An 11,764-nucleotide genomic window follows, 5' to 3' on the forward strand; every position below is an offset into this window, starting at 1 on the left:
GGCTTACGCGTCCGCCGCTTCTTCGTCACCGGGCTCGTTGGCGCCGGCTTCGGGATGGAGGGTGACCACCGAGCGGCGCTCGGGGGCGAAGTACTTCGCGGCCACGGCCTTCACCTGCTCCGCCGTGACGGCCGAGTAGAAGGTCGGCAGGGAGAGGCCCTCGCGCCAGTCGCCCAGCAGGGCCTCGTAGTGGCCCAGGGCGTGGCCACGGCCGCTGTTGGTGGACAGCTCACGCAGGTGGTCCGCGCGCAGGTTGTTCTTCGCCTTCTGCAGCTCCTTGTCGGTGACACCCTCGCGCGCCAGCTTCTCCAGCTCCGCGTACAGCAGGGCCTCCACCTTCGCCGGATCCGAGTCCGGCTTGAGCTCCAGGTAGAACAGGACGGTCCCCGGGTCGATGCGCCAGCTCCAATCCAGCATCACCGACACGGCGGCCTTCTGGTCATAGACCAGGGACTTCACCAGCCGGCTGCCCTCGCCCTTGGTGAGGACGTACTGGACCACGTCCAGCACCAGCGTGTCCTCGTTGCTGGCGGCGGGGCCGCGGAAGCCGATCATCACCGACGGCGACTGCGCGGGGTGGCGCACCACGGCGCGGCGCTCGCCCTTCTGCTCCGGCTCCGCGTTGAGCACCGGCGCGGGCGTGGGGCCGCGCGGGATGTTGCCGTAGTAGCGCTTCACCAGCGCGAGCGTCTTCTTCGGGTCGATGTCCCCGACGATGTAGAGCACCGCGTTGTTGGGCGCGTAGTACGTGCGGAAGTACTGCTGGCAGTCGTCGCGGGTGATGTTCTCGATGTCCGCCATCCACCCGATGACGGGCCAGCGGTACGCGTGCGCCTTGTAGACGAGCGTGCCCAGCTCCTCGTCCATCATGCCGGGGATTTCATTGTCCACGCGGACGCGGCGCTCTTCCTTCACGACCTCGCGCTCGCTGGTCAGCGTCTCCTGGGAGATGCGCAGCGAGCGCATCCGGTCCGACTCCAGGTCGAGCACCGTCTCCAGCGCGTCGGCGGAGAAGTCGTCGTAGTACACCGTCATGTCGTTGGACGTGTACGCGTTCGAGCGGCCGCCGTTGGACTCCAGCGTCTTGTCGAACATCTTGGGGCCGTACTTCTTCGCCCCGTTGAACATCATGTGTTCGAACAGGTGGCTGATGCCGGTGATGCCGGGCCGCTCGTTGCGGCTGCCTACCTGGAAGAAGGTGTAGAGGCTGACGACCGGGGCCTGGTGGTTCGCCAGCAGGCGGACCTTGAGACCGTTGGGCAGCGTTGCCTCGTGAACGTCGAAGAGAGCGGCGAGGGTGGGGTCCACCGCGCGCACGGCGGTGGACCGCGGGGATGCCTTGGACATAGGTGCCTCACCGTAACCACGGCGGGGCTAGAGATCCACGACACCTTGACGCAAGGCCATCACCACCGCGTCCACGTGGGAGTTGACGCCCATCTTCCGGTAGATATGCGACAGGTGCGTGCGCACCGTCCGCCGCTCCAGCGTCATCACCCGCCCCACTTCGGCGTTGGACAGGCCCTTGGCCACGTAGCGCAGGACGTCCAGCTCCAGGGCCGTCAGCCCCCAGGGCAGCTCGGCGGGCTTCTGGGCGGGCTTCGCCTGGACGGACTGGAAGTAGTTCCAGAAGCGCCGGGCGATGATGGGCTCCAGCACGGTGCCCCCGTCCATGACCTCCTGGATGCCGGAGCGGATCTTCTCCGGCCCCACCCGCTTCACCAGGTAGCCGGACGCGCCCGCCTGGATGGCTTCGTAGACCTTCTGTTCGTCCTCGAAGGACGTGAGGATGAGGATCTCCACCTCCGGGGCGCGGCGCTTGACCTTCTGGGTCACCTGGATGCCGTTCAACCCCGGCAGCTCCAGGTCCAGCAGGACGAGCTGCGGGCGCTCGCGGACGATGTCATCCACCGCCTGCTCGCCGTCCTGGGAGGTGCCCACCACCTCCAGCTCCGGAAAGGTGCCCAGCACCTTGACCAGGTTGCGCAGGAGCTGGGGCTGGTCCTCGACGACGAAGATGCGCGTGCGCTCCACGAAACTCACCGCCTGGTGGGGGGAGGCTGGAACTGTTCGTCCAGCTTCTGGTGCTGGCCCCGCGAGAAGCGGAGCTGGAAGTCCTTCTGCTCACCGGTGGAGATGGCCACCACGCGGATGTCGCGAGTGCCCACCCGGATCGGGTAGCCCACCAGCGGCGTCGCGCGGCGCACCCGGGCCCCGTCGATGAACACGTTCGCCGGGATGTTCGTGCGCAGCGTGAGGAAGGCCCGCTGGTTCTTGGGCGGGACGCCCGGTTCGGCGCCGTCCTCTTCCGCGTCCTCGTCCTCCACGTCGCGGGCGCCCGGGGTCGGCGGCGGCGCGGGCGGTGGGGGCGTGATGGGCTTGAGCGCGGACGGGTTCGCGGGCGGTGCCGGGGTGCCGTTCGCCACGGGCGCGTTCGGGTCGTAGCGGGGCAGCTCCGGTTCCTGCACCGGCTCCAGGCCCAGCCGCCACGCGGCGACCGCGAACATGAACAGGCCCACCAGCGCGATGCCGCCCGCGATGAAGAGCAGGCGCTTGCGGCGGAGCGCGGTGTCCACCACGTCCATGCGCGGCGTCTCCACCGTGTCGAAGCGCTGGTGCACCGGCAGGTGCCGGTCCGATGGCGCGGGCTCCGCCATGTCGTGGCGCACGCGGCCTTCCGCCTTCGGAGGGGCCGCGCGGCGCTCCGAACGAGGCTCGGAAGGAAGGGCTTCGGTGGGCTCGGCGCGGCCCCGGCGCTCCTGGCGGGGCGTGGCCGCGTCGGCGGCTTCCGGGGCGGGCGCGGCCCCACCCACGGCGGGGAGCGCCATCGTCTCCTGCGCGGGCGACCTGCCCCCGGCACCGCGCGCGGGACGCAGCGCCGGGCGCTTCGTGCTGGGCGGCGGCTCTTCTTCGGAGCCCAAGGGCGCACCCTGGGGTTGTCCGGGGCGCATGGCGGCACGGCGGCCGGTGGGCACGGGCGGTTCATCCTCGCCCAGGGCCGGCCCGGAGAAGTCCTCGATGACCTTCACGCGAGGATTGCGTGCCGCGCGTGAGGAAGGGCCCTCCGCGCCCCCCTGCGGACCGGCCTGACGGCGGGACTTCTGCGCGAGGACGCCGGGCGGCGCGTCCCAGCCCTGCTCCAGGGGTCCCGCATGCGAAGGGTCCGTGCTCCGCGCTTCGTTCGCGGACTCGGACTCCGGAGCGGATTCGTCGTCCGCGGGTGCATCGTCCCCATCCGCATCCGGCGCGTAGTCCTGGGGACGAAACGCCTCGAAGCCAGGAGCGGCTTCCTGCGTGTCGGCGGACGCCTCCTGCTCCGTGGGCGCGCGGCTGTACGGGGCGCGCTGGACGATGGACGCCTCGAGTTCCTCCGCGTGCAGGTCCTCCATCTCCGCGCCGGAGACGGGCTCCAGCTTGAAGGAATCCGCGAAGGGCACGGGCCCGGGAGCGGCGAGGCTCACCTCGTTGGGGAACAGCTCCGACACGAAGCGCCCCACCTCTTCCGTTCCGGGAAGGCCACCGCCCGCGGAGAGGAAGTTGCGCAGGGCCTGGGCGAACTCGCCGCACGAGCGGAAGCGCCGCTGGGGCGCGGGATCCAACGCGCGCATCACCGCCGGATCCAGCCGCGAGTTGATCCGCCGGTCCAACCGGCTGGGCGGGGGCAGCGTCTCGCGCCGGGTGCTCACGCCGCTGCCGGGCACCACGGCCTCACGCAACGTGAGCAGCTCGTAGGCGATGGCGCCCAGCGAGTACACGTCGGACGCCTCCGTGGCCTCCTCACCGCGCGTGACCTCCGGCGCGCGGTACGCGCTGCGGCCCCGGTGCGCGAACGTGCGCTTGAGCTGGGGCACGGACAGCAGCGCCTGGAGCGCGCCGAAGTCGCAGATGGCCGGATAGCCCTCGCGAGACAGGAGGACGTTGCCGGGGGTGATGGCCCCGTGGACGACGCCCGCGTCATGCGCGAGCTGCACGACCTCCAGGAGCTGGATGACGATGGAGAGCGCCACCGTGGGCGGCAGGAGGACTTCCTTCGTGTTGAGGCGCTGGAGCGCGATGCCCAGCGTGAAGCCGTCCACGTCCTCGCGGACCACGGCGAGCCGCTGGCGCACGAAGCCCACGTCCACGACGTGGAGGAGGCCCGGGTGGCGCACGGGTTGAAGCCGCCGCACGGTCTCCGCCAGCTCGCGGGCATAGGCGGGGTCGGAGGTGCGCGGCAGGAAGAGCTTCACCGCGACGGGGATGCTGGGCAGCAGCAGGGCTTCGTACAGCTCCGCCAGGTCCCCTGCCTCGGTGCGGCCGGTGAGCCGGTACGTCCCGCTCATCGGGCCTTCCGGGGCGTCTTCGGCCCGGTGGCGCGGCGGCGGGACACTGCGGCGAACACGAAGCCGCACCAGACGCACGACTCACCGCGCCGTCCGCGCGGCAGCTCCAGGGTGCAACCGGGGCAGCGCGGACGGGGCCTGGCGGTGCGGACGGTGGCGGCGGAGACGCTGGCGCGGGTGCGGACGGGGGGGGGCTTGCGCGCCTCCAGGGCGAGCCGGGCCTCCAGACGGCGCACCCGATCCTCCAGCGCGGTGATGCGAGCGGACAGGCGCGCGTGGAGGTCCTCGGCGGAGGCCGGGGATGGACGTGGGGTGCGCATCGTTGGACAGAGCGTGCCAGCCCCGTGCGAAGCCCGCAAGGACGCGGGCGAAGGGCGAGCGGCGCATGTTATGTTTGGGGGTCTCGTGCCTCTACTCTCCCCTGCCCAGCCCATCCCGGGCGGACCCTCCGTGGATCCGCTGCACGGGAGCTTCCGTTCCTCCATCCGCCGCGAGCACGCCAACGACGCGGCCCGCCGGGCGAGGGACCTGCTCACCGACGACGTGCTCGGCCGGCTGCTCACCACCCCGCGTGAGGCCACCGCCCAGGTGCCGCATGCGCGGGACGTGTTCGTCAACCGCAACCTGCGCATGGACCACGTCGAACTCATCGGGTTCGACATGGACTACACGCTGGCCATCTACCACATGCGCCGGCTGGAGCAGCTGTCGTTCGACATGACGATCGCGAAGCTGATCAGCGAGTACGGCTACCCGCCGTTCGTGGGCGGCCTGCTCTACGACCACCACTTCGTGATGCGCGGCCTCGCGGTGGACCGCGTGAACGGCAACGTCCTGAAGATGGACCGCTTCGGTCACGTGGGGCGCGCGTACCACGGCCTGCGGCCGCTGAAGCGCGATGCGTGGAAGGAGCTGTACCGCAACAAGCGCGTGCGGCTGCGCAACCCGCAGTTCGCGTGGAACGACACGCTCTTCGCGCTGCCGGAGACATGCCTCTACTCGGGCATCATCGAGTTGATGGAGTCGCTGGGGCACACCGTGAACTACGGCAAGCTCTACGACGACATCCGGGAAGCCATCGACACGGTGCACCGGGACAACTCGCTCAAGCGGGAGATCCGCAAGGATCTGGCGCGCTACGTGTTCCTGGATCCGGAGCTGGGGCCGGCGTTGCACAAGCTGCGCTCGGGTGGAAAGCGGCTGTTCCTGCTGACGAACTCCGCGTGGGACTACACGAACGCGGTGATGCGCTACCTGTTGGACGGGCAGCTGCCGGAGTACCCCAGCTGGCGGAACTACTTCGACTTCACGGTGACGGCGGCGGGCAAGCCGGCCTTCTTCACGGAGAACCGGCCGTTCCTGGAGCTGGATTCGTCCACGGAGGCAGGCAAGGTGGTGGGCGAGGCGAAGTCACTGGAGCGCGGCACGGTGTACTCCGGCGGCAACCTGGCCCAGTTCGAGGAGTTCACCGGTTACCGCGGCGAGCACGTCCTCTACGTGGGCGACCACATCTACGGCGACATCCTGAAGTCGAAGAAGTCGTCGCTGTGGCGCACGTGCATGATCGTCCAGGAGATTGAAGACGAGATCACGTACACGGATCAGCGGCGCGAGGAGATCGTCACGCTGTCCGAGGTGGAACTGACGCGCGCGCGGCTGGACGACGAGGTGAACCACCGCAAGACGGTGTTGAACACCCTGGAGCGCAGGCTGGAGCGCGAGGAGCTTCCGGAGCCGGAGCGGCAGGAGGTGGAGGAGCTGCGCAAGAAGACGAAGGCGGAGCTGGAGAAGCTGCGCCGTTCGTTGAAGGAGACCAACGGCATCGCGGACACGCTGGAGCGCGACGTCGAGGAGGGCTTCAATCCGTACTGGGGCCTGCTGTTCAAGGAAGGCAACGAGAACAGCCGCTTCGGCTACCAGGTGGAGCAGTACGCGTGTCTCTACACGAGCCGCGTGTCGAACTTCCTGCACCACTCGCCGATGCAATACTACCGCTCCCCGCGAGACCTGATGGCGCACGAGCAGGCCGGCGCGCTGTCGAGCAAGCTGTCCCCGATGGGCAGTGAAGGCCCGCCGAAGGGGTCGTCGGAGAAGGAGTAGTTTCAGGGCGTCGCGGGCAGCCGGCCCCAGATGACGTCGCTGAAGCGCGACGTGGGCGCCGGCTCGATGCCCACCTTGCGCAGGTCGTCGGTGTGGCGAGCGCCCTTCACGACGACCCACCGTCGGGCGACGCGCCTCCCCTCCTCCACCGCTTCGGGCGTGAGGGGGGCGTGTTCCGCGAAGCGGCGTAGGACGTCGAAGGCGGGCTGGGCCTTCTTCGGCTTGGCGAACATCGGGTCGAAGAAGACGACGTCGAAGGACTTCGCGGGCAGCGTCTTCAGGTACGCGTGCGCGTCCGCGTGGACCACTTCGATGGCGCAAGAGTCCGCGCCCCGGTCGTAGCGCTGGAGCCCCTCCGCGGCGACGATGCACAGGGGCAGGCTCTTCTCCAGGCCGACGACACGGCCCGCCGGACCCACGGCGAGCGACGCCACCAACGCGTCCTGTGCCAGGCCCAGGGTGCAGTCGAGCACGGCATCGCCTGGGACGATCTCCGCGACCTTGAGGAACGCATCATCGCGCTGCCCCTGCCGAAGGCGCATGCGCCGCAGGTGAGCCATGCCCGCGTGGAAGCCGAACGAACCCTGCGGTTCCCACAGCGTCACGCCATCGCCGCCCACGACGAGCAGCGCATCCACCTTGGTGCCCAGCCAGGGCGCGATGCCCTCACTGGAGCGGCGCGGAAGGAACGGCAGGTTCCACCGCTGCGCCACGGCCCGCGCCTCACGCACCGTGGCCACGTCCGTCTTCGTGCTGGTGGTGACGGCGAGGGGAAGAGGACTCATCGAGGAACGTATAGCTGGGTATGGTCTTGACCGTGCAGCGAAGGAGCGGCACGGCAGCCATGGTCGAAGACCTCGAAGGCGACTGGCATCAACTCCGTGTGCTCGACACGCACGCTCAGCAAGAAGGCACTGTCATCCTGGATGACGCCCTGCGCACACTCCTGCGACGGGCCGGCCCTTCCGTGGCCATCCCCCCTGCGGAAGTAGAGGCCGGCCTGCGCACCCCGGAGGCCGCGACCGCCCTCCTCCACCAGATGCGTCAGCGCGTCACGGAGGGTTCCCGGCGCATGAGCGACGCCCTCCACCGCATGTACCGCCTTCGCGACCAGGGCGATCTGGACGGCGCGCGCCAACAGATGCGGGACCTGCTCTCCGTGGAGGTCGTGCCGTACTACCGCGAGCTCGCGCAGGGGCAGCTCGCGGACCTGGACTGAACCGCCCTACTCCGCGACCGCCTGGAGCTTCCGGCCACCCTGCATCTGCGCCACCGTCACGGACTGGTTCCGGCCGTTGCGCTTCGAGTGGTACAGGCACTGGTCCGCCAGGTCGATCATCTGCTGCTTCTCCATGGCGTTGTCCGGGAACGTCGCGATGCCCAGCGACATCGTGATGCGCAGCGGGCCCATCTCCGTCTGGAACACCTCCGCCATCACCGCCTCGCGGATGCGCTCCGCGATGATCTTCGCGCCCTGCACGTCCGTCTCCGGCATCACCATCACGAACTCCTCGCCGCCGTAGCGCGCGACGACGTCCGTGTCCCGCGCCATCGTCTTGATGATGCGCGCCACGCCCTTGAGCACCTGGTCGCCCGTCGGGTGCCCGTACGTGTCGTTCACGTTCTTGAAGTGGTCCACGTCCGTCAACATGATGGAGCACTTGCGGTTGTACCGCCGCGCCTGCGCCAGGATGTCGTCCGCGCGCGACTGGAACGTGCGGTGGTTGAGCAGCCCCGTGAGGCCGTCCGTCGTCGCCATCCGCTCCATCTGCTCGTAGAGCTGCGCGCGCAACACCGCCTGCGCCGCCTGGATGGCGATGACTTCGATCATCCGCAGCACGTCCTGCTCGAACGCCGTCTTCTTGCGCGACCCCGCCACCAGCGTGCCCAGGATGCGGTCCCCCGCCACCAGCGGGAAGATCTTCAGCGCGCCCAGGCCGCGCACCTGCGTCTCTTCATCGAAGATGACCTGGCGGTCCATCGCCTTGATGTCCCGCCCCGGCAACGGCGCCCCGTAGCGCACGACGTTCGCCACCAGGCCGTTGTTGTCCTGGAACGTGCGCCCCTCCAGCGCCTTGCCCTGCGCCGTGACGCCCGTCATCCGCATCACGCGGTGCACCCGCTTGCCCTCCTGCTCCGACACCAACGTCACCGCGCAGAAGTCCAGCCCCGCCAGCTGCCGCGTCGCCTCCAGCACCGCCACGAACACCTGGTCCGGGCTGCCCGCGCGGTTCAGCTCCTCGATGGCCCGGAAGAACCGGTCCTTCTCGTCGCGCGTCTTGCGGATGTAGCTCATCACCCGCTCCACCTCGATGGAGCGCAGCACCTCTCCGGCGATGGTGGTCAGCATCTTCTCGTCCTGGTCGGTGAACGGCTCGTTCTTGAGCTTGTCCGCCACCAGCACGCCGCGCACCAGCCCGCTGCCCTCCAGGATGGGCACCGCAAGCAGCGCCTGCACCGTGGGACCGCCGCCCTCGTAGTACGTGACGCCCTTCAGCCCCTGCGGCGAGTTCATCCGCACCGGCGCGCGGCGCTTCAGCACTCCGCCGATGATGCCCTCGCCCGCGTTGAACTTCTCGCGCTGCACCCGCTCCGACGCCGAACGGCAGTCGTACAGCTTCAGGCTCCGGTCGTCCGACGTGAGCAGGAACGCCGCGCAGGTGTCCGTGCGCAGGCCCGTCTCCGCGATCTCCAGCGCCGCGTGCACCGCGCCTTCAATCTCCTTCACCGACGCGACGAGCCACTTCTCGTCGGAGTTCATCCCGCTGAAGCTGTCCTGCGTCCCGGAGGACACCAGCCGGAAGGTGCGCGCGCGCTCCTCCACCTCGCGGATGCGCTTCTGCACCGCGTCCGACTCCGCCCGCTTCGCCACCGCCATCCGCGCGGACAGCACCAGGTGGTACAGCCCCGCGAACAGCGCCAGGAACAGCGTGTGCGTCAGGAACCCGGTGACGTTCACCACCTGCCCGCCCAGCGTCACCAGCCCGTCGTACACCAGCGCCACGCCCAGCAGCGTCATGCCCGCATTGCGCGGCAGGAACGCCACCAGGAACGCCATCAGCAGGTAGACGATGGGGAACAGCTCCCCGCCGCCAATGGCCACCACGATGAAGGCCGCGGAGATGAGCCCGCCGCCCAACTCCAGGTCGTCGCGCAGGTCGATGATCGCGCCCACCGACGAGCGCATCGCCCGGCGCCACGCAGCCATGCCAATGCCGACGAGCAGCCCCACCACCAGCGCCGCTTCCGTCCACCCCAGCGTGTGCAGGCCCCGGAAGCCCCCCCGCGCCAGGTGCACGAAGGTGGCCAGCGCCACCGCCGCGGGGATGGCGCGGAAGAACGCGCGCACGAGCTTCGCGGGAGAGGGCACCACGGACAGCGAGGTCATGGCGACTCCAGGTGGAAGACGATTTCGCCCGGCTTCACGTAGCCGAGCTCCTCACGGACCGACTGCTCCAGCGTCGCCGGGTCCTTGCGCAGCGCCGCGATCTCCTTGCGAAGCGCGTCGTTCTGCGCGGCCAGCGCGCGGTTGCGCTCGTCGAGCACCTCCACGTCCTGCCGCAGGCGCAGGTAACGACGGAAGCCCTTGGCGTCCGCCACCGAAGCGAGGCTCAGGGCCACCGCCACCACCGCCGCCACCATCAGGAGCTTTCGCCGGGACGTCATGAGCGCCGGCGAAGGTACCAGCGGCCCCCCTGCCCGCAAGAATTCCGCTCCAGCCCTGTAGCACTCCGGGCCGGGGCCGGAACTCAGTCCGCCTTCAGCAGCTTTTCGATGGCCTTCGCCACGTCGGACTGGCCCTCGATGCCCTGCCACGCGGCCACCGCGCGGCCGTGCTTGTCCAGCAGCACCGTGCTGGGCAGCGCCCGGATGCGGCCGAAGGCGCTCTCACCGGCGCGCATCCGCTCGTCCGACAGCAGCACCGGGTAGGGAAAGGCGTAGTGGTCCGCGAACGGCCCCAGCACCCGCCCCTCGTCGATGTCCATCCCCACCGCGACCACCTGGAAGCCCTGGGGACCGTACGTCTCCTGGAGGTGCTTCAGCGTGGGCAGGTCCGCCAGGCACGGGAAGCACCAGGTGGCCATGAAGGACACCAGCACCACCTTGCCCGGCAGCTGGCGCGGGTCGTAGCGCGTGGGCCCCACCGACGGCAGCCACAGCGCCCGGTAGAACGCGGGCCCGGCGTCCACCGGGCCATTGCGGTGACAGCCGGAGAGGGCCAGCACGCCCAGCGCCACCGCGCACGCCAGCGCGCGTCGTCGCACCGGGCTCACGCGCTCAGGCCTCCGACTCCGGAGGGCCACCGCGGAGCTGACACTCACGGCATAGGCCGTACAGCTCCATCTTGTGCGACGTCACCGTGAAGCCGTGCTTGCGAGCCACCGCGTCCTGGAGCGTCTCGATGCGGTCGTTCTCGAACTCCACGATGGTGCCGCAGCTCGTGCAGATGAGGTGGTCGTGGTGCTCGCGCCCCGCCGCCGCCTCGTAGCGCGTCTGCCCGTCGCCGAAGTTGCGCGCGTGCGCGAGGCCGCACTCGTTGAGCAGCTTCATGGTCCGGTACACGGTGGCCACGGACACCTTGGTGTCCTGTTCGCGCACCTTGTTCCACAGCTCCTCCACGGACAGGTGGCCGCCCACCTCGAAGAACGTGTCGATGATGAGGCTGCGCTGGCGAGTGCTCTTCAGGCCGTGCTGGGCCATGTAGCGCGCCAGCACCTCGTCCTTGTCCTTCTCAGAATGGGAGTGGCTGTGGTGATGGGTCGTCATCTGCAATCTCTGGAGCACCCCATGTGTTGAGGTGGGAATGCCTGCTCCCGCAAGCCAATTTCAGCAACCGGCCTCAGCAAGCGCCCATTTCCCTGCTGACTAGCACGGACTTCGCCTTGCGCCGCGCCTGGGCTGTTTACATTGAGGCCGGACTGGCTCATTGACACCTGTCTGGCCGCGAAGATAGAGGCATCCGCCCTCGTAAACGAGCAATTTTCCGAACCTTTCCTTTCCATGATCAGTCCCTGGCAGAGAAGACGGCAGCCCGATGATGTACCCACCCCGGTGGCGGTGGCGGTGTCGGACTTCTGCCGACGCGCGAAGGCTCCGGCCCCCGCACAGCAGGTCCGCGAGGCGCTCGCGCTCCTCACCGAGGAGGAGGACTTCCGGGTCCGCGCCCTCACGGACGGTGAACCGGAGGCGTCCCCCCTGGGGCCCTTCGCGGTGGTGGACATCCTGCGCGGCGTGACGCCGTCGCTCGCAGCCCAGCGCCAGGAGTGCGGCTTCTACGACGTGGTCCAGGAGCTGGCCCTGGTGCGCGAGGAGAAGACGCCGCCCCCCGCGCCCGCCTCCAC

Annotated in this window: 11 protein-coding genes and 1 pseudogene; 3 read left to right on the plus strand and 9 right to left on the minus strand. The window is 69.5% G+C overall.

The window, feature by feature from the left end; genetic code table 11:
- Nucleotides 1-3: 3 nt before the first annotated feature.
- Genes D7X32_RS17830 through D7X32_RS17845 form a run of 4 tightly spaced genes read right to left on the minus strand, consistent with a single transcriptional unit; the run spans nt 4 to nt 4,642 of the window.
- Complete coding sequence (locus tag D7X32_RS17830; RefSeq protein ID WP_120603751.1) at nt 4-1,347, minus strand: M16 family metallopeptidase; 1,344 nt, start codon at nt 1,345-1,347, stop codon at nt 4-6.
- A 27-nt stretch (nt 1,348-1,374) separates the two neighbouring features.
- The gene (locus D7X32_RS17835; protein ID WP_120603764.1) at nt 1,375-2,034 is read right to left on the minus strand and encodes a response regulator; all 660 of its coding nucleotides are present in this window, start codon (nt 2,032-2,034) and stop codon (nt 1,375-1,377) included.
- Between the two features lie 5 nt (nt 2,035-2,039).
- Nucleotides 2,040-4,322, minus strand: coding sequence for a serine/threonine-protein kinase (locus D7X32_RS17840; RefSeq protein ID WP_120603752.1), 2,283 nt, complete (start codon nt 4,320-4,322; stop codon nt 2,040-2,042).
- Nucleotides 4,319-4,642: a hypothetical protein gene (locus tag D7X32_RS17845; protein ID WP_120603753.1), complete on the minus strand. Its 324-nt coding sequence runs from the start codon at nt 4,640-4,642 to the stop codon at nt 4,319-4,321. Before D7X32_RS17845 ends, D7X32_RS17840 begins: the two co-directional genes overlap by 4 nt.
- A gap of 70 nt (nt 4,643-4,712) precedes the next feature.
- Between D7X32_RS17845 and D7X32_RS17850 the strand changes: the two genes are divergently transcribed.
- Entirely contained in the window at nt 4,713-6,422 is a 1,710-nt protein-coding gene (locus D7X32_RS17850) for an HAD-IG family 5'-nucleotidase (RefSeq protein WP_120603754.1), read from the plus strand.
- A 2-nt stretch (nt 6,423-6,424) separates the two neighbouring features.
- Here D7X32_RS17850 and D7X32_RS17855 read toward each other — a convergent pair whose 3' ends face one another.
- Nucleotides 6,425-7,207 (minus strand): class I SAM-dependent methyltransferase, encoded by a 783-nt coding sequence (locus tag D7X32_RS17855; protein WP_120603755.1) that lies wholly within the window; start codon nt 7,205-7,207, stop codon nt 6,425-6,427.
- Nucleotides 7,208-7,266: 59 nt separating this feature from the next.
- On the opposite strand from D7X32_RS17855, the gene D7X32_RS17860 reads away from it, so the two are divergent.
- Entirely contained in the window at nt 7,267-7,641 is a 375-nt protein-coding gene (locus tag D7X32_RS17860; protein ID WP_120603765.1) for a DUSAM domain-containing protein, read from the plus strand.
- Nucleotides 7,642-7,647: 6 nt separating this feature from the next.
- Here the strand turns inward: D7X32_RS17860 and D7X32_RS17865 are convergent, their stop codons facing one another.
- The 4 genes from D7X32_RS17865 to D7X32_RS17880 form a co-directional block, all read right to left on the minus strand.
- Nucleotides 7,648-9,810, minus strand: coding sequence for a sensor domain-containing diguanylate cyclase (locus D7X32_RS17865; protein ID WP_120603756.1), 2,163 nt, complete (start codon nt 9,808-9,810; stop codon nt 7,648-7,650).
- Entirely contained in the window at nt 9,807-10,088 is a 282-nt protein-coding gene (locus D7X32_RS17870; RefSeq protein WP_120603757.1) for an FtsB family cell division protein, read from the minus strand. The genes D7X32_RS17865 and D7X32_RS17870 overlap by 4 nt, the downstream gene beginning before the upstream one ends.
- A gap of 83 nt (nt 10,089-10,171) precedes the next feature.
- The gene (locus tag D7X32_RS17875; RefSeq protein ID WP_120603758.1) at nt 10,172-10,696 is read right to left on the minus strand and encodes a TlpA family protein disulfide reductase; all 525 of its coding nucleotides are present in this window, start codon (nt 10,694-10,696) and stop codon (nt 10,172-10,174) included.
- A gap of 4 nt (nt 10,697-10,700) precedes the next feature.
- Nucleotides 10,701-11,189, minus strand: a complete 489-nt coding sequence (locus D7X32_RS17880; protein ID WP_171450177.1) for a Fur family transcriptional regulator — start codon at nt 11,187-11,189, stop codon at nt 10,701-10,703.
- Between the two features lie 234 nt (nt 11,190-11,423).
- On the opposite strand from D7X32_RS17880, the pseudogene D7X32_RS17885 reads away from it, so the two are divergent.
- Nucleotides 11,424-11,764, plus strand: a pseudogene (locus tag D7X32_RS17885) (hypothetical protein); the annotation flags it as partial.

It is taken from the genome of Corallococcus carmarthensis, assembly GCF_003611695.1.
Classification (GTDB): Bacteria; Myxococcota; Myxococcia; order Myxococcales; family Myxococcaceae; genus Corallococcus; species Corallococcus carmarthensis.